This is a genomic window from Streptomyces sp. NBC_01006, assembly GCF_045162725.1.
In the GTDB taxonomy this organism is placed as follows: Bacteria; Actinomycetota; Actinomycetes; order Streptomycetales; family Streptomycetaceae; genus Streptomyces.
The window spans coordinates 6,072,816-6,091,938 of sequence record NZ_CP108700.1 but is presented as its reverse complement, the minus strand read 5'-3'; the positions used below and the strand labels follow the sequence as shown (position 1 = coordinate 6,091,938).

Annotated in this window: 18 protein-coding genes; 15 read left to right on the top strand and 3 right to left on the bottom strand. The window is 73.4% G+C overall.

The window, feature by feature from the left end:
* Positions 1-253: 253 nt before the first annotated feature.
* The 3 genes from OG509_RS27940 to OG509_RS27930 all read left to right on the top strand — a co-directional run bounded on the left by OG509_RS27940 (position 254) and on the right by OG509_RS27930 (position 3,796).
* Positions 254-868, top strand: a complete 615-nt coding sequence (locus tag OG509_RS27940) for a response regulator transcription factor (protein ID WP_406187706.1) — start codon at positions 254-256, stop codon at positions 866-868.
* Positions 869-1,097: 229 nt separating this feature from the next.
* Complete coding sequence (locus tag OG509_RS27935; RefSeq protein ID WP_406185265.1) at positions 1,098-1,778, top strand: DUF4255 domain-containing protein; 681 nt, start codon at positions 1,098-1,100, stop codon at positions 1,776-1,778.
* Positions 1,775-3,796: an ATP-binding protein gene (locus OG509_RS27930; protein WP_406185264.1), complete on the top strand. Its 2,022-nt coding sequence runs from the start codon at positions 1,775-1,777 to the stop codon at positions 3,794-3,796. Before OG509_RS27935 ends, OG509_RS27930 begins: the two co-directional genes overlap by 4 nt.
* A gap of 84 nt (positions 3,797-3,880) precedes the next feature.
* Here the strand turns inward: OG509_RS27930 and OG509_RS27925 are convergent, their stop codons facing one another.
* Positions 3,881-5,326: an RICIN domain-containing protein gene (locus OG509_RS27925; RefSeq protein WP_406185263.1), complete on the bottom strand. Its 1,446-nt coding sequence runs from the start codon at positions 5,324-5,326 to the stop codon at positions 3,881-3,883.
* 169 nt (positions 5,327-5,495) lie between these two features.
* On the opposite strand from OG509_RS27925, the gene OG509_RS27920 reads away from it, so the two are divergent.
* The 4 genes from OG509_RS27920 (at position 5,496) to OG509_RS27905 (ending at position 8,266) form a co-directional block, all read left to right on the top strand.
* Complete coding sequence (locus OG509_RS27920; protein ID WP_406185262.1) at positions 5,496-7,082, top strand: phage tail sheath subtilisin-like domain-containing protein; 1,587 nt, start codon at positions 5,496-5,498, stop codon at positions 7,080-7,082.
* A 70-nt stretch (positions 7,083-7,152) separates the two neighbouring features.
* On the top strand, positions 7,153-7,596 hold the full coding sequence (locus tag OG509_RS27915) for a phage tail protein (protein ID WP_385584945.1): 444 nt from the start codon (positions 7,153-7,155) through the stop codon (positions 7,594-7,596).
* A complete protein-coding gene (locus tag OG509_RS27910) occupies positions 7,596-8,111 on the top strand; it encodes a hypothetical protein (protein WP_406185261.1) in 516 nt (171 codons plus the stop codon). The genes OG509_RS27915 and OG509_RS27910 overlap by 1 nt, the downstream gene beginning before the upstream one ends.
* Positions 8,108-8,266, top strand: a complete 159-nt coding sequence (locus tag OG509_RS27905; protein WP_385584940.1) for a DUF6760 family protein — start codon at positions 8,108-8,110, stop codon at positions 8,264-8,266. The genes OG509_RS27910 and OG509_RS27905 overlap by 4 nt, the downstream gene beginning before the upstream one ends.
* 168 nt (positions 8,267-8,434) lie before the next feature.
* Here the strand turns inward: OG509_RS27905 and OG509_RS27900 are convergent, their stop codons facing one another.
* Both OG509_RS27900 and OG509_RS27895 read right to left on the bottom strand, forming a co-directional pair.
* Positions 8,435-8,962 (bottom strand): hypothetical protein, encoded by a 528-nt coding sequence (locus OG509_RS27900; protein WP_406185260.1) that lies wholly within the window; start codon positions 8,960-8,962, stop codon positions 8,435-8,437.
* A 1,344-nt stretch (positions 8,963-10,306) separates the two neighbouring features.
* Positions 10,307-10,525, bottom strand: coding sequence for a hypothetical protein (locus OG509_RS27895; protein WP_406185259.1), 219 nt, complete (start codon positions 10,523-10,525; stop codon positions 10,307-10,309).
* Positions 10,526-10,916: 391 nt separating this feature from the next.
* On the opposite strand from OG509_RS27895, the gene OG509_RS27890 reads away from it, so the two are divergent.
* From OG509_RS27890 to OG509_RS27855, 8 genes are read left to right on the top strand one after another with little or no spacing between them, the layout of a single operon-like run.
* Positions 10,917-11,654, top strand: coding sequence for an extensin (locus OG509_RS27890; protein ID WP_406185258.1), 738 nt, complete (start codon positions 10,917-10,919; stop codon positions 11,652-11,654).
* A 36-nt stretch (positions 11,655-11,690) separates the two neighbouring features.
* Positions 11,691-12,116 (top strand): phage tail protein, encoded by a 426-nt coding sequence (locus tag OG509_RS27885; protein ID WP_385584931.1) that lies wholly within the window; start codon positions 11,691-11,693, stop codon positions 12,114-12,116.
* 16 nt (positions 12,117-12,132) lie between these two features.
* Positions 12,133-12,864 carry a LysM peptidoglycan-binding domain-containing protein gene (locus OG509_RS27880; protein ID WP_406185257.1) on the top strand — a complete coding sequence of 244 codons (732 nt, stop codon included), beginning with the start codon at positions 12,133-12,135 and terminating at the stop codon, positions 12,862-12,864.
* Positions 12,864-14,768, top strand: a complete 1,905-nt coding sequence (locus OG509_RS27875; RefSeq protein WP_406185256.1) for a VgrG-related protein — start codon at positions 12,864-12,866, stop codon at positions 14,766-14,768. Before OG509_RS27880 ends, OG509_RS27875 begins: the two co-directional genes overlap by 1 nt.
* 37 nt (positions 14,769-14,805) lie before the next feature.
* Positions 14,806-15,300, top strand: a complete 495-nt coding sequence (locus tag OG509_RS27870) for a GPW/gp25 family protein (RefSeq protein WP_406185255.1) — start codon at positions 14,806-14,808, stop codon at positions 15,298-15,300.
* The gene (locus OG509_RS27865) at positions 15,300-17,258 is read left to right on the top strand and encodes a putative baseplate assembly protein (RefSeq protein ID WP_406185254.1); all 1,959 of its coding nucleotides are present in this window, start codon (positions 15,300-15,302) and stop codon (positions 17,256-17,258) included. Before OG509_RS27870 ends, OG509_RS27865 begins: the two co-directional genes overlap by 1 nt.
* The gene (locus OG509_RS27860; protein ID WP_406185253.1) at positions 17,255-17,818 is read left to right on the top strand and encodes a phage tail protein; all 564 of its coding nucleotides are present in this window, start codon (positions 17,255-17,257) and stop codon (positions 17,816-17,818) included. The genes OG509_RS27865 and OG509_RS27860 overlap by 4 nt, the downstream gene beginning before the upstream one ends.
* A complete protein-coding gene (locus tag OG509_RS27855) occupies positions 17,815-19,122 on the top strand; it encodes an NADase-type glycan-binding domain-containing protein (protein WP_406185252.1) in 1,308 nt (435 codons plus the stop codon). The genes OG509_RS27860 and OG509_RS27855 overlap by 4 nt, the downstream gene beginning before the upstream one ends.
* Position 19,123: the final 1 nt, after the last annotated feature.

Sequence of the window (19,123 nt, the reverse complement as noted above, 5' to 3'; positions counted from 1 at the left end):
GATTGTCCGACGGACCGCAAGTACGCGAGCGTGATGCCTGTCCGTCTGTCACGCAACTCACAACGCGGGCAGGCGCCACGCCGACCTAGGGGACCACTTGACCACCACATTCGTGACCGCAAAGACCGGATCGGCCGGGGTCGCCCGGGTCGCCGGGACGGCCGGGACGACGGCCGGGACAACTGGAACGACCGGGACGACGGCCGGCACGACCCGGACGGCTGACGGCGCGGCGGCGGTTCCGGGACACCGGATCCGCGTCGTGGTCCACGCGCCGGATCCGATCTCCCGGGCGGGGGCAGTCAGCCAACTGCGACAGCATCCCGTGATCGACCTCCGCGACGAGGCGGAGACCGGACCCGGGACCGTGGCGGTGCTGATCGCCGAAACACCGGACGAGACCACGTTCGCGCGGCTGCGCAGACTGGTTCGGGGCGAAGGCACCCGAGCCGTCCTCGTGGTGAACACCGTGCGGGAGGCCGAACTCCTCGATGTCATCGAGTGCGGTGTCGGGGCCGTCGTCTGGCGCCACGAGGCCACCACGCACCGTCTGCTCCAGGCCGTGCTCGCGGCCTCACGGGGCGACGGCGACCTCCCCACCGACCTGCTCGGGCGGCTGCTCGGCCAGGTGCGCATGCTCCAGCGCTCCGCCGCCGGACGGAGCGGCGCGCCCGTGACGGGGCTGACGGCGCGCGAGGCGGACGTCCTGCGGCTGATCGCGGAGGGGCTGGACACCGCCGAGATAGCCGACAAGCTCTCGTACTCCGAACGCACCGTCAAGAACGTCATGCACGGGCTGACCACCCGTCTGCACCTGCGCAACCGGGCGCATGCCGTGGCCTACGCCCTCCGCGAGGGCTACATCTGACCGCTGCATGTGCCAGACCCCTGCATGTGCCAGACCCCTGCATGCGACTGACCGCTGCGCATGGCTGCCGGCTGCACCTGCCCCCGGGGGCAACGGCCCAGGGCCGTCCGGACGCCGGGGTCCGCCCCCGAGTGCTTGCGGGCCGCGAGCGACCGGAAGAAGAATTCGACGGGGCCCGTCCGGCGATCACGGCAGGCGGCGGCACCTCAGGCAAGGCGGGAGCACGACGATGATCCACGAGGTGGACGAAGTCCTCGAACGGCTGCTGACCGGTGGCGCGCTGGCCGGTTCCGGCATCGACGTCTCCTTCGACGCCCCGACCCGCGACTGGTCCGCCAGGCGCAACGCGACCGCCGTCAACGCCTATCTGTACGACATCCGCGAGGACGTGAACCGGCGCCACCGCGGCACGGTCCCGGTCAGTGACGACCGCGGAGCCGTCCTCAAGCGCCGCCAGCCTCCCCGTTGGTTCCGGCTGTCCTATCTCGTCACGGCCTGGACCAAACAGCCCAAGGACGAACACCGGCTGCTCTCCGCCGTACTGGCCACCCTGCTGCCCCGCGAGATCCTGCCAGCCGAGGAACTTCCGGGGTCACTAGGCGCGTTGGGACTTTCGGTACCCATCACGGTCGCCGGCATCCAGACCGAGTCGCGCTCCCTCGCCGAGATCTGGTCCGCCCTCGGCGGTGAGCTCAAGCCGTCCCTGGACCTGGTGGTGACCGCGCCGTTCCCCGCGTACCCCGAGTACGACGTCGGCCCGCCGGTCACGGAGGGCGCGGTGCGCGTACGGGCGATCGACGGCAGCCTGGGGGACTCTCCGGAGCGGCGGCACCAGCCACGGCACGCTGCGGCTGCCGCGGCGGCGGCTGCGGCGGCTGCGCGCACCGCCGTCGCAGGTGAGCCGCGATGACCCCGAACGCCTCCGACCCCACTGCGGACGCGGCCCCCGCGCTCCTCGCACGGCTGGACCGGGTCCGCGAGCGCGTCGCGCTGCTGGTCGAGCAGCGCAGCGCCGCCGATCCCACCGCCGCCGACCCGCTGCGGGGGCTGTACCTCTCCATCGACGCCGTACGGCACCTGCTGGACTCCGCGGCGCCGGATCCGTACCCCCAGCCCCCGGAGCCGGAGGCGGCGCAGCGGTCCCCGCACGGGGCCACGGCGCCGGAGGGCGGCGACCGGCTGGCTCGGCTCGCGCACCGGCACGGACTCACCGAGCTGGACACCTGCCTGCTCCTCGTCGCCCTCGCGCCCGACGTCGACCGCACCTTCGAGCCGCTGTACGGCTACCTGAACGACGACGTCAGCCGGCGCCGGGCCACCACCGGCCTCGCGCTCGACCTGTGCGGACTCCCCGTCCACCTGGCGTGGGCGCGGGCCAGGTTCCATCCGTCGGCGCCGCTGTGCGCGCTCGGCCTGGTCGAAGTGGAGGAGCCCGAACGCCCCTTCCTCAGCCGCACGCTGCGCGTCCCGGACCGGTTGGTCGCCCACCTGCTCGGCGACGACGCTCCGGACGCCGCGCTCGCCCGGCACGCACGCCCGCTCGCCACGCCCTCGGGACCGTACGACGAGGACTTCACCCGCAGGCTCGCCGAGCGGCTGCTGGCGGCCGCCCCGCTCACCGTCTACCTGCGCGAACTCCGCGAGGGGGACGGGCTGGCCGTCGCCGCGTCCGCCCTGTGCGCGGCCGGTTTCGACGCCCTGCACGTCAGCTCCCCGAGCGGCGACGTACCGTACCCCGAGCTCCTGCGCGAGGCCCGGCTGCGCGGCTGCGCGCTCGTCGTGTCGCAGGTGCCGGACGAGGCGGGCCCGCTGATCCGGGGGCTGGCCGAGGCGGACGTCCCCGTGCTGTTCATCGGCGAGCGGCCCTACGACCCCCAGTGGTGCGACCGGGACCCGCTGGTCCTGGAGGCGCCCCGGCTGCCGGCGGGGGCCGAGGCGGCCTGGTCGGCCGCGCTCGGCGAGGCGCCGGGCTTCGACCTGGCGGCGACCGTGGCCCCGTACCACCTCGGCGCCGACCGGATCGTCCGGGCCGCGCGCGCAGCACGGGAGCTCGCCGCCTTCGACGGCACCCCGCCGACCGCCGCCCATCTGCGGCTGGCCGCCCGTCAGCAGTCCGCTTCCGGCCTGGAGCGCCATGCCCGCCGGATCCGGCCCGACGTCGGCTGGGAGGACCTCGTCCTGCCGGACAAACCGCTGGCCCAGCTGCACGAACTCGCGCTGCGCGCCCGCCACCGCGACCGGGTCCTCGGCGACTGGCGGCTCAGCGCCGGCGGCGGCCGGGGCCGTGGCGTCCTGGGGCTCTTCGCCGGCGACTCCGGTACCGGAAAGACCCTGTCGGCCGAGGTCGTCGCCGCCGAACTGGGCCTCGACCTCTACGTCGTCCAGCTCTCCTCGGTCGTCGACAAGTACGTGGGCGAGACCGAGAAGAACCTGGAGCGGATCTTCACCGAGGCGGGCCGGACCGACGCCGTGCTCCTGTTCGACGAGGCCGACGCGGTCTTCGGCAAGCGCTCCGAGGTCAAGGACTCGCACGACCGCTACGCCAACATGGAGAGCGCCTACCTGCTCCAGCGCCTGGAGTCCTTCGACGGCATCGCGCTGCTCACCACCAATCTGCGGGCCAACATCGACGAGGCGTTCACCCGGCGGCTGGACCTCGTGATCGACTTCCCGTTCCCCGACGCGCCGCAGCGCCTCGCGCTGTGGCGGCACGCGCTGGCCCGCGTGCCGTGCGCGGACGGCACCGATCCCGGCGCGTGCGCCCGCGACTTCGAGCTGGCGGGCGGTTCGATCCGCAGCGCCGTCGTCACCGCCGCGTACGCCGCGGCCGGCCGGGGCGAGGCCGTCACCACCGCCGATCTGCTGGACGGGGCCCGCCGCGAATACCGCAAGGCGGGCCGCCTGGTGCCGGGCGAGGGTGGCTGGTAGCAGCAGCCGTCGTACGGCTGGAAACCCCGGTGCCCCGGCGGTCGATGACTGCCGGGGCACCGGGGTTTCCCCCGTACGGGATGTTCACGGGTGGACGATCTGCCAGTTCGGCGAGATGGGGTTGACGAGCTGCCAGTTCTGGGTCTCGCCCTTGACGCAGTCGTGGACCACGAGCCGCAGCGGCGCGCTGCCCGTGCGCGCCTTGTCCAGGCAGGTGTTGTTGCTGGAGGCGTTGCGGATCCAGTAGGTGTCGCTGTCCTGCTTCTCCAGCCACCACAGCTGGTTGTCGGTCTTGCTGTTGCAGCCGTACGTGGACACCGGGGTGTGGGTGGGTTTGGCGCCCAGCCCCGGAAGGTCCATGCAGAGCCCGCCCTTGACCGCGCGGATCAGGAAGAGGGCCGTGCCTCCGGGACCCGCCTTGGGGTCGATCAGTTGGAGGTTCCACCGCTCGTTCTCGTCGGGGCTCGGGTTGCAGGTGCCCGTGTTGACGGGGGCGCCGCGTTCGGCCGCGGCGCGGCCCGGGACGTCGGCGCACGCCTTGGCCTCCCGGAGCCGGAGCAGGATGTTGTTCACGGAGTGCGGCTCGGGCTTCTTCGCGGGGGGCTGCGGCGCCCCTCCTCCCCCACCCCCGCCTCCCCCTGCGCCGCCCTCCGGAGCCTTGGACGGCATCGGGTCGCCGCCCGGGGCCGCGGAGGGAGCGGCGGGCTCGACGGGCGGCGGGGCCAGGCTCGGGCCCGGCGACGGGAGCGTGGTCGCGGCGGCCTCCTGGAGCTTCTCCACCGCCGAGCTGCGCACCTGGGGCTTGTACGCGATCCAGAGCATGACGAACGTGACGACCAGGGCCAGGAGTATGCCGAGGAAGGTGGCGAGCCAGCCGGGCAGGAACCCGCGCTGGACGTACCTGCCTTCGACGTCCACCGGGGCCGTCCCCGACCGGTGCACGGCCAGCGTGTACGGCCGCTGCTGCTTCGAGCCGAACCAGATGATCTCGCGTGGCTTGAGCTTCGCCTTCACGAACGCGGCGCGGCCCGGAGCGATCTGGACGTTGCTCGGGGTGATGTCGTACGACAGCTGATCGCCGTTGTCGCTGCCGCTGATGGACGCGGTGAGCGTCGTATTGCCGATGTTGTCGACGGCAAGCCTGGGGCGGCCACGGAAGCGGCCCTTGACGGTGGGCGGCACCAGTTCCGTGCGCATCTCGCTGAACGGCGTGATGGTGAGGTTGCCCTCGGGGACGGTGACCGCCTCGGGGTGCTCGGTCGGCGTGATGCGCACGGCGTACGGGTTCGGCCCGGCGGTCGCGTCGGGGGTGCGCGGCGGCGAGAACGTCAGCTCCACCGTGCCCGTGGTCCCCGGATACAGCCGGAGCGTGGCCGGCTCCACGATGGTCCACGGGGCGATGGCGCCGACCGGCTCGAAGCGGTACTCGTCGACGACGTCGCCGGTGTTGCGCAGCCGCAGCCGAACGGTGGTACTGCTGCCGGGATCCACGGTCGCGGAGGCAGGCTCCAAAGAAGTCCAAAGGCTCACGCCACGACGCTACGACGGCCCCCGGCGGCCGGTCAGAGGCCGCGAGGCAGCCTTCCCTGCCCGCGCGGGCAACAGCGCTGCCCTCGAACAGGCACCCGAGGCCGTTACGCCGGACCGGCTCGCGGCCGAGGGTAGAGGCAACTGTCTCGTACCCCGAGGAGAGCAGAGCATGCCGTCCTACCTGTCGCCGGGCGTATATGTCGAGGAGGTGGCCAGCGGCTCCCGCCCCATCGAGGGGGTGGGTACCTCCGTGGCCGCCTTCGTCGGTCTCGCGCCGACCGGCCCGCTGAACGAGCCGACTCTGGTGACCAACTGGACCCAGTACGTCGCATCCTTCGGTGACTTCACCGACGGGTACTACCTGGCGCACAGCGTCTACGGCTTCTTCAACAACGGCGGTTCGGCCGCCTACGTCGTCCGGGTCGGCGGCGCCACCGCGGGCGCGTCCGCCGATTCCGCCTCCCCCGCCGCCGCGGTGAAGGGCGCCGCGGCCCCCGCCGCGCTGCCGCCCGGCGAGCCGAAGCAGCTCGGCACCTTCACGGTGGCCGCCGCCGCGCCCGGCTCCCTGCGCGTGGAGGTCGCCGATCCTGAGGGTGACGGTCCGCCCGAGCGGTTCAAGCTGATCGTCAAGGACGGCGACAAGGTCGCCGAGACGTTCGACGTGACCGCCAAGAAGGGCGGCCGCAACTACGTCGTGACGCAGGTCAAGGAGCACTCCAAGCTCATCACCCTGCAGGAGTCGGCCCCCGCCGGGCAGCTGGCGCGCCCCGAGAACCAGACGGTGGCGCTGGCGGCCCCGGCCCAGGCCCCCGTGCCGGCCGTCCCGTCCGGAGCGGACGCCTCCCACCCCGGCCCCGCCCAGTACCTCGGCGACTCCGCCGACCGCACCGGCTTCGGCGGCCTGGAGGCCGTCGACGAGATCTCGATGGTCGCGGTTCCCGACCTGATGTCCGCCTACCAGCGCGGCGCGATCGACCTGGAGGCCGTCAAGGCCGTGCAGCTCGGGCTGATCGCGCACTGCGAGCTGATGGGCGACCGCGTCGCCGTCATCGACCCGCCGCCCGGTATGAACGCCCGCCAGATCCGCGTCTGGCGGCAGGAGACCGCGGGCTACGACTCCAAGTACGCGGCCCTGTACTACCCCTGGATCAAGGCCTTCGATCCGGCCAGCGGCCAGTCGCGGCTGATCCCACCGAGCGGTCACATCGCCGGCATCTGGGCCCGCAACGACTCCGAGCGCGGCGTGCACAAGGCGCCCGCCAACGAGGTCGTACGCGGCGCGGTGGACCTGGAGCTCCAGATCACCCGCGGCGAGCAGGACCTGCTCAACCCGATCGGCGTCAACTGCATCCGCGCCTTCCCGGGCCGCGGCATCCGCGTCTGGGGGGCCCGCACCATGTCCTCCGACCCGGCCTGGCGCTACCTGAACGTACGCCGCTACTTCAACTACCTGGAGGAGTCGATCCTGATCGGCACCCAGTGGGTGGTGTTCGAGCCGAACGACCACCACCTGTGGGCGCGGATCCGGCGCAACGTGTCGGCCTTCCTCGTCAACGAGTGGCGCAACGGAGCCCTGTTCGGCGCCCGGCCCGAAGAGGCGTACTACGTCAAGTGCAACGAGGAGACCAACCCGCCGGAGTCGGTGGACCTCGGGCGCGTCATCTGCGAGATCGGCATCGCGCCGGTCAAGCCGGCCGAGTTCGTGATCTTCCGGCTGGCCCAGTTCTCCAGCGGCAGCGGTGAGCTGGAGGAGTAGCCCCCCCTTCGTCCGACTCCCCCTCCGCCTCTTCGTACCCGTCAACACCTCTTAGAAAGACGGAACACACATGAGTCTTCAGCCGGGTGACGCCCTCACCTCACATAATTTCGGCCTCCAGATCGACGGCGTGATGGTCGAGTACCTCGCGGAGGTCAGCGGCCTGAGCCTCGAACAGGACGTCATCGAGTACCAGCAGGTCTCCTCGCAGGGCAAGGCCGTGACGAAGAAGCTGCCGGGCGTGAAGAAGGCCGGCGTCTGCACCGTCGTCCGCGGTATGACGCAGTCCGCCGCCTTCAACCAGTGGATCAGCGAGTCCGTCGCGGGCAACATGGGCAGCGCCCGCAAGAACGCCACGATCATGGTGATGGACTACCAGGACAATCCGATCAAGCGGTACAACATGCGCAACGCGTGGTGCAGCAAGGTCGACACCAGCACGGTGAAGGCGGGCGAGGCCGCCGCGCTCACCGAGACCGTGACCATCACGTTCGAAGAACTGGTCATCGAATAATGCGCCGTACGGCTCTCAGGGCGGGCGCGGTGGCGGTGGCCGCGGGCGACGCGGGCGACGCGGGCGGCAACGCCACGGCGGAGGCCGGGGCTGCGGTACCGGGGCCGCAGGCGGCAGCTCCGGCCGCCGCCCCGGCGGCCCAGCCGTTGCGCACGGAGTTCTCCTTCGAACTGCCCCGCGGATACGTCGACGAAGCCGGAGCCGTGCACCGGGACGGCACGATGCGGCTCGCGACCGCCCGGGACGAGCTGATCCCGCTGCGGGACATGCGGGTGCAGGAGAACCCCGCCTATCTGTCGGTGGTGCTGCTCGGCCGGGTCATCACCCGGCTGGGCAGCCTGCCGCTGGTGCACGACGGGGTGGTGGAGAACATGTTCGCCTCCGACCTGGCGTTCCTGCAGGACTTCTACCGGCAGATCAACGCCGAGGGGCACACCCGGGCGGGCGTGACCTGTCCCCACTGCGAGCAGCCGTTCGAGGTCGAACTCGGCGGGAGCCGCCTGGGGGAATCGTGACGTACGCGAACGACCGTCTGCACGAGGAGATCGCGTACATCGCCTACCACTTCCACTGGAGCCAGGAAGAGATCCTGGACCTCGAACACCGTGACCGCCGCCGGTACACCGAGCAGATCGCCGGGTTCGTCACCCGTGCCGCGGCGGAGGGGTGAGGGCATGGGACTTCTTGGCAGGCTGATGGGTGGTCTGACGGGCGGCCGCGGGCAGGGGGCGGTGGCGCCGGAGCCGGATGCCGGGGCGGGTGCCGATTCGGCAGCCGGGGTGGTCCGGCCCGGGTCCGCAGGGGTCCGGCCCGCCGGGTGGTCCGCGCTGCCCCCGATTCAGCGCGTGACCGCCGGCGCGGCCGGTCCCGTCGCGGACGCCGGGTTCGGCGGACGCCTGAGCACGTGGCAGAACCCTTCCTTCCGGGGGAACCTGTCGCACGCCGTGCTCGACGGTGCGCCGGGCGGGCTGGTCAAGGGGATGCTCAACGCGTCGGCGCGACCCGGCTCCGGGCTCGAACTGCCGTCGCTCACCCTGCCCGTCGTGTCGTACGGGGACCAGGGCGCCGGGGGCTCCGAGGGGCCTGCGGTGTTCCGGCCGGCGGGGGTCGGTGTGACCCCGGTCAGGCAGGCACCCACCCGGCCGACCTCCCTGACCAGGTCCCCGCACACCCCCGCGGTGCAGCGGCGGGCCCTTCCGGCGGCACCCCGCGTGCCGTCGCCCGATGCGGCGGCCGCCACCGCCGCATCCCCCGCGTCGGGTGCGCCGGCCGCGAGTCCGACCCGGGAGTCCTCGGGCGGCGGCCCGCGCCCGGCTCCGGCGCGGGCCGCCGACGCGTCCCCGTCCCCGGGCACGCCATCGCCCACCCAGCCACCCCGCATCCAGCGGAGCACCGCCGAAGGTACGCGGCACACGACCCCGAGTGCGGGCCAAGCGCTCTCCGCGAGCCCGCGCCCGGCACCGGCTGCCGACGTGTACCCGTCTCCGGGTGCGCCATCGGCCGGTCGGGCGACGCCGGTTCAACGGAGCGCCGCCGAAGGTACGCGGCAAGCCCCGACCCCGGGTGCGATCCAGGCACCGCCTGCCGGCGCACCGTCGGCCCCTCAGGCGACTCCGGTTCAGCGGAGCACCGCCGACGGTACGCGGCAAGCCCCCGCCCAGGGCGCGATCCAGGTACCGGCTGCCGACGCACCGTCGGCCCCTCAGGCGACGCCGGTTCAACGGAGCACCGCCGACGGTACGCGGCAAGCCCCCGCCCAGGGCGCGATCCAGGTACCGGCTGCCGACGCACCGTCGGCCCCTCAGGCGACGCCGGTTCGGCGGAGCGCCGCCGACAGGACCCTGCCCACGACCCCGAGTGCGGGCCAAACGCACTCCGCCGATCCGCGCCAGCGCCAACGCCCCTCACCGTCCGCGTCCGGCCCGAGCCGGGAGCCCTCCAGCGGCCCGCGCCCGGCACGGGCCACCGGCGCCTCCCCGACTCCGAGCACGCCATCAGCCGGTCAGACGACGCCGGTTCGGCGGAGCACCGCCGACGGTACGCGGCAAGCCCCGACCGGGAGCACGGCCGCGGCTGCGGGCTCGGGGAGCACTCCGTCGGCCGCTCAAGCAACCCCTCTTCAGCGCAGCGCTGCCGACAAGGCGCAGCACACCCCCACCCCGGGCGCGGGCCAGGCGCCCGCTCCCGGCCCGTGCCCGCGCCCGGCACCGGCTGCCGCCGCATCCCCGCCCGGGAACACGGCGTCGGCCGCCCAGGCGGCCCCCGTCCAGGGGCAGCCCCCCGCAGCAGCCGCGTCCAGCGGTCCGCGCCCGGTACGGACTGCCGGCGTCTCCCCGACCCCGGGCACGCCATCGGCCGGTCAGGCGACGCCGGTTCAGCGGAGCGCCACCGACGGGGCCGTGCCCCGGAGCGCCTCGATCCAGCGGAGCGCTGCCGCCGGAACACCGCGAACGGGACCGACCCGGCCCGCAGCTCCGACCCCTGGTGCGGGACCAGCTCCCGTTGCCGGTGTGTCCCTGTCTCCGGGCACGCCATCGGCCGGCCAGACAGCACCGGTTCAGCGGAGTGCCGCCGACCGGGCGCCGCGGCCGGGGGCGGGGATGCCCGTTTCCCCCGCTGTGACTCCGGCTCGCTCTCCCGACGGGTCCGTCACCCGAGGCAACCCGGCTCAGCGGAGCACCGGCATCTCCCCGAGCACGCCATCGGCCGGTCAGGCGACCCCGGTCCAGCGGAGCTCTGCCGACAGGCCGCTGCACTCGGGATCGGGCATGCCCGTGTCCGCCGGCCCGGCACCGAGCCACTCCGCCGACCCGTCCGCGTCCCGGAACACCCCGCTGCGGCGGACGGGAGCCACCGCGCCCGCAGCCGGTCCGGCGACCCCCGTCCAGCGGAGGACGCCCGACACGGCTCGGCGAGCCGGACTCGGCACACCCATATCCGCGGGCCCGGTCCCGGCCGGGCCCGTGGTTCCCGTAGCGCCGCCTGCCCGGTCCGCCGACATCGTCGTGCCCTCGGCCGACAAGACGGCTCCGATCCAGCGGCGTTCCCCCGATGCGGTTCGACAGTCGGCCCCGGCGGGAGTTCGGCCGAGCCCGATGCCGACCGGCGAAGCATTCACGTACAAAAATCAGCGACCGGGGCTCGGTGCACCGATATCCGCCGCCCCGACCACCACGCCCGTGGCTCCCCTGTCGCCCCCCGCCCGGTCCGCCGGCGTCACGGTCCCCCGGAATGCGCCTCCGGCCGGCCAGTCAGCCCCGATCCAGCGGAGCCCCGCGCAGCGGACGGGCAGCAGGCCCCTCACCGGTGGCGGTGTCGGCGTGCCCGGGCCGGTTCCGGCCGTCCAGCGTGCCGTCGTACCTCCCGCTACCCGGCGCGCCGCGGACGGGCCGCCCGCGGCCCTTCCCGTACGGGCGCTCGCTCCCGCGCGGGCACTGACATCCGCCCTGCCGTCCACGGCGCAGCGCGTCCGCTCCCCCCATCCGCAGGCGAGGGCGGCCGTGCCGCTGCACCGCGGTACCGGTACCGCTGCCACCCCCATCGCTCCTGCCGTCCAGCGGACGGCCACCGGCACCCCCGTACGACCGCTCGCCGTCCAGCGCCTCGCCGCCCCGGACCCCCGGACGGGCCCGGCCGCTACGGCAGCGGCGACGCGCCCTCCCGTGCAGCGCTCCCCCCTGCCCGTCGCCGCGCCGAAGGCACAGCCCGCCCCGCCCGTCGTCGTGCCGGTGCAGCGGTTCTCGGCGACCCCTCCCGTGCCACCCCGGCCCCCCGTGCCTCATACACCCCAGTCCCCGCCACCGCCGCCTCCCCGCACCGTCCAGCGCGCCGCCGAACTCACGACCCACAACACGCCCACGGCACATACGCCACACGCGGCACACCCGACGCATGCACACACCCCCGTCCCCGACGCCGCCTTCAACCCCCGTTCCCTGACCGAGTTCCAGCTCGACGAGCTCACCCACCGGCTCATCAGCCGGATCACCCGACAGCTCCGTACCGAGTTCCGGCTCGACCGGGAGCGCATCGGCAAGCTCCGCGACCCGCGCCACTGACCCACTACCCGGCAGCACCCCAGAAAGGCCCACCCGATGCCCCGCGATCTCGACCCGGGCTCCACGATCTTCTTCACCCTCACCATCGACGGCGAAAGCCTCGGCTACTTCAACGGGTGCGAGGGACTCTCCTCCACGGTGGAGATCGAACAGCGCCACGAGGGCGGCAACAACGGGTTCGTCTGGCAGCTCCCGTCCCGGGTGACCTTCTCCAACATCCGGCTGACCCGGCCCCTGACCCCCGACACCGCCAAGGTCGCGGCCTGGATCTCCTCCGTGACCACGGGCGTCACCCGCCCCACCGCCCAGATCGCCGCGCTGCGCGCCGACGGTTCCGAGGTGGCCCGCTGGGGGCTGATCGACGTACTGCCGGTCAGCTGGCAGGGCCCGTCGCTCGACCCGAACAGCCCGGCCGTGGCCACGGAGGTTCTGGAGATCACGCACCACGGGTTCACGGACTGAGGGGGGACGACACCACATGGCAGCCAAGGGAGGAAAGGGCGGCGCGGGCAAGAGCCTCGTGCGCGCCTCGCTCGCGATTCACGAGCCGCCGATCGGCCAGAGCACCACACCGGGCGCGCTGATCAAGAACTTCACGTTCGCGTTCAACCCGTCCCAGCTCTCGCTCAGCCGGCGCGCGCAGTGGAAGGCCACCCCGACCGCAGCGGTGCGCGACGGCGCCGTACCGGAGTTCATGGGACCGGAGCCCCGGGAGATGACGGTGGAGATCTTCCTGGACTCCTCCGGCCGGCCGGGCGCCAACTCCGTACTGAAGAAGGTGGAGTCCCTCTTCTCCTGCTGCGAGGTGACCGCGAAGAGCATCGCCGCCAAGCAGCCCTCCACCCCCTGGGTGGTCTTCCAGTGGGGTTCCTTCTCCACCGCCCGCTTCACGGCGTACGTCTCCTCCGTGGACGCCGCCTACTCGCTGTTCAGTACGACGGGTGTGCCGATCCGGGCCACCTGCCAGGTGCGGCTGCACGAGATCCCCAGCAAGACCAAGGGACAGAACCCGACCTCCGGCGCGCTCACGGCGCAGCGCGTGCACCGGGTCGTCGCGGGCGACACGCTGCAGTCGCTGGCCTGGCGGGAGTACGGGGACGCGAACGTGTGGCGGGCGATCGCGCAGGCCAACGGCATCGACGACCCGTCGCGGCTGAGGACCGGCACGGAAGTAATCCTTCCGGCGGCCGAGGAAGTGGGTGGTCACTGATGGTGCAGGCGTCCTTCTCCAACGTCGTCCACGTCTCGATCGGCGGCGCCAAGCTCCCCGACCACGTCGCCGACGATCTCGTCGGTGCCTGGGTCGACCTCGGGGCCGGGGTGCCCGGCGCGTTCCGGCTCACGTTCCGCGATCCGCACGGGCTGCTGCTCGGCGAGCTGAAGGTCAAGTTCGGTACGAAGGTGGTCATCGCGCCCGTCGCGGCCGGCAAGGGCGCGGCGTCGCCGCTGCTCACCGGCGAGGTGACCGGCATGGAGACCGACTACGACGGCACCGGCACGTTCACCGTGATCCGCGGCTACGACCTGGGCCACCGGCTGATGCGCCAGCGCCGGGTCGCCGCGTACCGCAATCAGACCGCCGCCGACATCGCCCGCAAGCTGGCCGGGCAGAGCGGCATCCCGCTGGGCAGGGTCCAGGCCACCAAGACCGTCTACGAGTTCATCAGCCAGTCGAACGTCACCGACTGGGACTTCCTGTCCCGGCTCGCCGACGAGAACGGGATGGTGATGTCGCTGGACTCGAAGGGCACGTTCCAGTTCGTCCGGCCGGTCCCGGCGGCCGGCGCGCCACCGACGAGCACCGACGGCGAGAAGAGCCCGTTCGTGCTGCACGCCGGCCAGGACGTGCTGCGCTGCCGGGCCGCCGTCACCTCCGCGGACCAGATCGGCAAGGTCGAATCGCGCGGCTGGGACGTCACCACGAAGCGGCCGCTCACCGCGCTGGCGCCCACGACCGGCACCTCGGCCGTCTCCATCGGCACCACCCCGGGGCAGGCGGCCTCGGCGTTCAAGCCCGGGAAGCTGGTGGAGACGGAGACCCCGTACGACCGCCAGTCCGAGGTCAAGTTCGCCGCCGACTCCCTCGCCGAGGACATCACCTCCTCCTTCGCCGAGCTGGAGGTCACGGTGCGCGGCAATCCGAAGCTGCGCCCCGGTGTGCCGGTCACGCTCAGGGACGTGGGCACCCCTTTCGAGGGCAAGTACACGGTGACGTCCGTCCGGCACGTCTTCGGCGACGACAGCCACTACCAGACCTGGATCACCGTCAGCGGCCGGCAGTGGCGCTCCCTGTACGGGCTGGCCTCCAGCGGTGGCGGCGCCGCCGCGCCGAGGCTGCCGAGTGTGGCCAACGCCCTGGTCACCGACGTACAGGACCCCCTGAAGCAGGGCCGGGTGAAGCTGCGGTTCCCGTGGCTGGACGACACCTACGTCAGCGACTGGACCCGTACCGTGCAACTGGGCGGCAAGGGCGGGGGCGGGATCTTCCCGCTGGACGTGGGCGACGAGGTGCTGGTGGCCTTCGACCGCGGGGCCCTGGACCATCCGTTCGTCATCGGCGGCCTCTACAACGGCCGGGACGTGCCGACCCCGGTCAAGGACGTACCGCTGCACGACGGGCTGAAGAAGAAGGCGATCCGGCACACGCTGTCCGACCGGGACGGCAACCGGGTGGACCTGCTCAGCCAGACGACCGGCGCCCGCAAGCAGGGCGTTCGCATCGCCTCGGGCAACGACCGGCTCACCATCAACCTCGACCGCACCAGGACCGAGATCACGGTGGACAGCAAGGGGTCCGTCACCATCTCGGGCGGCACGTCGGTGTCGGTGGAGGCGGGCACGGACCTCACGCTGAGCGCGCGCCGGATGCTGACCATCAAGAGCGGGGGGCCGCTCAACATCCAGGGCAGCGGGCTGGTCAGCGTCAGGTCGCTCGGCGGGGCGGTCAACGTCAACGCGCTGGGCGCCCTCAGCCTCAGTGCGGCGGGCGCGGCGACGATCAACGCGGCCGGGACGATCCAGGTCAGCGCCGCCGCGAACGTGGGCATCCGGGCCGCCTCGCTCATGCTGCAGGGCGCGGTGCTGGTCAACAGCAAGCCGTACCCGATCCCGTGAAGTCCGTGTCGAGAAGGAGAAGGCAGGTGGTCTGCTGATGGCCGAGCAGTTCGTCGGGTCCGGCTGGGCGTTCCCCCTGCGCATCGGGCCGACCGGAGGCATCGCCCTGGTCAGCGGGGAGCGGGAGATCGAGGAGGCCATCCGGCTGGTGCTGGCCACCGCGCCGGGCGAGCGGCCGATGCGGCCCGAATTCGGCTGCGCCATCCACGACCTGGTGTTCGCGCCGGTCAACGAGGCCACTGCGGGCCGCATCCAGCACGAGGTGTACGTCAGCCTCGACCGCTGGGAGCCCCGGATCGAGGTGACCGACGTCGACGTGACCGCGGGCACGGACCAGGGCGTGCTCTTCATCGACGTCCGCTACGCCATCCGCGGCACCAACAACCCGCGCAGCCTCGTCTTCCCGTTCTACGTCATCCCGTCCCACGACGAGCCCGGCGAGGGTGACCCGTCCGCCGCGGCGACCTCGTACGCCTCAGGTATCTCAGGCACCTCGGGCACCTCAGGCACCTCTCTGGAAAGCGAAAGCTGATGGCACTGCCTTCCCCGAACCTCGACGACCGCCGCTTCCAGCAGTTCGTCGACGACGCCAAGCGCTACATCCAGCAGCGCGCCCCGGAGTGGACGGACCACAACGTCTCCGACCCCGGCGTCACGCTCGTGGAGACGGTCGCGCACATGGCCGACCAGATCGTCTACCGGCTGAACCGCGTCCCGGAGAAGAACCACCTGGCCTTCCTCGACCTGGTCGGCATCCAGCTCTTCCCGCCGTCGGCGGCCCGTACGGACGTCACGTTCTGGCTCTCCGCGCCGCAGGAGGAACCGGTGCTGCTGCCCGCCGGCACCGAGGTCGCCACCCAGCGCACGGAGAGCGAGGAGGCGGTCGTCTTCGCCACCGAGCGGGAACTGAACGTCGTTCCGTGCGAGTTGCTCCACCTCATGGTGCAGCGCCGGGGCGAGGCCGTCACCGACATGACCGCCGACCTCACCGAGGACAAGGACGTGATGTGCTTCGCCGAGGCCCCGCGGCCCGGCGACTGCATGCTGCTCGGGCTGAGTGCCGCCGTACCGCACTGCGCGGTGGCGCTGGCCTTGGACAGCCGGGTCGACGGTGTCGGCGTGGACCCGCGGCAGCCGCCGCTGGTGTGGGAAGCGTGGACCGAGGACGGCTGGGCCGCCTGCGAGGTCGACCGGGACGGCACCGGCGGCCTCAACCGGCCCGGCGAGGCCGTGCTGCACGTCCCCGGCGGGCACGCGCTGTCCCGCACCGGCGGGCGGGAGGCCGGCTGGCTGCGCTGCCGGGTCACCGAACCGCTGTCCGGGCAGCCCTTCTACACCACCTCGCCGACCGTGCGGTCCGCCGAGGCGTTCACCATCGGCGGCACCACCGGCGTGGTGCACGCCGAGACCGTGTACGACGAGGCCCTCGGCGAGTCCTCCGGACTGCCCGGCCAGCGGCTGCGGCTGGCGAACGCGCCCGTGGTCGGCGACGACCCGTCGGTGCTGCTGCAGAGCGCCGAGGACGACGGCTGGCGCGACTGGCACGTCGTGCCCCACTTCGCCGCCTCCGGCCCGCGCGACCGGCACGTCACGCTCGACGCCGCGACCGGGGAGCTCGCCTTCGGCCCGGCGGTACGGGAACCGGACGGCGCCCTGCGGCAGTACGGGGCGGTGCCCCCGCAGGGCGCGGTCCTGCGGGCCCGCCGCTACCGCATCGGCGGCGGCCGGGCCGGGAACGTGGCGCGCGGCGCCGTGCAGGTGCTGCGCAACTCCGTCCCGTACGTCTCCGAGGTCGTCAACCGGGAGGCGGCGCGCGGCGGGGTCGACGGCGAGACGGTGGAGGAGGCCAAGACCCGGGCGCCGATCACGCTGCGCGCCCAGGAGCGTGCGGTGACCCTGCGCGACTACGAGGAGCTGGCGCGCCGCGCCGCCCCCGAGACCGCCCGGATCGCCTGCCTGGAGGGCGAGGAGAGCGAGCACGGGGCGTACGCGGTACGGGTGCTGGTCGTCCCGCAGGCGGTACCGGATCCGGGCGGGCGGCTGCGCTTCGAGCAACTGGTCCCCGGTGACGCCCTGTTGCGGCGGATCACCCGGCACCTCGACGAGCGCAGGCTGATCGGGACGCGGCTGGCGGTGGGCCCGCCGTTCTACCAGGGCGTCACCGTCGTCGCCACCGTGCACGCCTTCCGCGGCGTGGACACCGACCGGGTGCGGCGCACGGCGCACGACGCCGTCCACCGCCACCTCGACCCGCTGACCGGCGGCGCCGAGGGCACGGGCTGGCCGTTCGGCCGCCGGGTCCAGGCGGGCGAGATCTACGCGGTGCTGCAGCGCGTGCCCGGCGTGGAGCTGGTCGACGAGGTCCTGCTGCACCCGGCGGACCCGCTGACCGGCAAACGCGGCGAGGCGACGGACCGGATCGACCTCGAACCGGCCGCGCTGGTGTTCTCCTTCGACCACCGGGTGCGCGTGATCGGGGACGACGCATGAGCGCGAGGGGGTCCGTCGACGGGCTGAGGTCCTCCGCGCCGCTCGGCGCGATGCTGCCCGCGGTCTTCGCCGAGGACGAGCTGGCGCAGCACTTCGTCGCCGGGCTGGACGAGGTCCTCGCCCCGATCCTGAACGTCCTGGACTGCCTGGACTCGTACTTCACCCCGTCGCTGGCCCCGGTGGACTTCACCCGCTGGCTGGGCGACTGGGTCGGCGCCGAGACCGATGGGGCGGAACCGGAGGACCGGCTGCGTGCCGCCGTGTCGGCCGCCGCGTACCTGCACCGCGTACGGGGCACCCGGCGCGGGCTGGCCGAGGCGATCCGGCTGGCCTTCGGGGTGGAACCGGAGATCAGCGAGAGCGGGGCCGCCGACTGGAACGCCCGGCCGCTCGGCCCGGTCCCCGGGGAACGCCGCCCGCGGCTGCACGTCACGCTGCGGCTGCCCGATCCGACCTCCGCGGACGAGCAGCGGCTCGACAGCCTCGTGGCGGCGGCCCGCCCCGCCCACATGCCCTACGCGGTCAAGGTGACCGCCGCGGAAAGGAACCCCGAGAGATGACCAGCCAGACCCCCGTCCCCGGTGCGCGGAGCGACAGGGCCGCGCACTGCGCCGAGTGCGGCACCCGGGCGGAACCCGATCAGTCGTTCTGCGACTCCTGCGGCGCGGTGCTGGGCTGGGCCGACCGCGCGGGCGCGATGAGCGAGGCGGCCGGTGGCGAGGCGGTCGCCCGCGACCCGGCTCCCGCCGCGGAGGCCGCCGCGGACACCGCGCAGCCGGCCCCCGCGCCGCGCGGCGCATCCGCCGAGGGCCCGGGCACCTCCGGATCCGGGCCCGCCGAGCCGGGAGGTACCGAGTCGGGCGGTACCGAATCGGGCAGGACCGAGTCGGGCGGTACCGAAGGAGTGGAGACCGCCGCCACCTCCTCGATGCTCACCGCGGCCGTCGCCCCCGCCGCCGACGACGCGTCCACCCGGGCCAGGTCCCTGCTCGTGCCGGTCGCCGATCCCGAGCCCCGGGAGGCGGTGCCGCCGTCCGTGGCGCCCGTACTGCCGGGCCGCTCGGTCGCGGACCGCCCGCAGGTCCGTACCCCGGGCCGGGAGACGGGCGTCGAAGGCGGCCCGCCCTGCCCCTGGTGCGCCACGCCCAACCGGCCCGACCGGCACTTCTGCGGCGTGTGCGCCATGCCGCTGGCCGGCAGCCCCGCGGTTCCCGGGCGGCGTCCCTGGTGGCGCCGCGTGCTGGACTTCCGCAACCGGGAGACCCCTTGGGCCGGCGACCGCCCGCGCCTGCGCCGCGGCTTCGGGTACCTCATGACCTGGGCGCTCTGGGCGCTGGTACTGACCCTGCTGATCGCCGCCGTCGTGAACGCGGACACCGCCGTCAACGCCGTCCGCGACCACTTCGCCAAGCGGACACCGGTCGGACCGGACAGCGTCGAGGCATCGCACGCGTACCCGGGGAACGACCCCCAGCTCGCCTTCGACAAGCTGAACAACACCTGGTGGGGCCCGGGCATCAGCCAGTCCGGCGCGGGGGAATGGGTCGAGGCCCGCTTCGACCGGCCCACCCGGCTGCTCGACGTCATCATCACCCCCGGGGTCTCCACGCGCGCCGACAAGCTCTCCCAGTCGGCCCTCCCGCGCCGCGTCGAGGCCGTGATCACCACCTCCGACGGCAGGACGGCCACCCGCGTCCTCACCCTCGACCAGGCCGCGGGCGGGCAGCGCCGTACCTTCCGGGCCGGCAACGTGACCGCCGTGCGGTTCGTCCTGCGCTCGGCCTACGCCGCCGCCCCCGACAAGCAGGTCGCCATAGCCGAGATCGAGTTCTTCGGCCCGTCGAACAGCAGCCGATCCCAGTAGC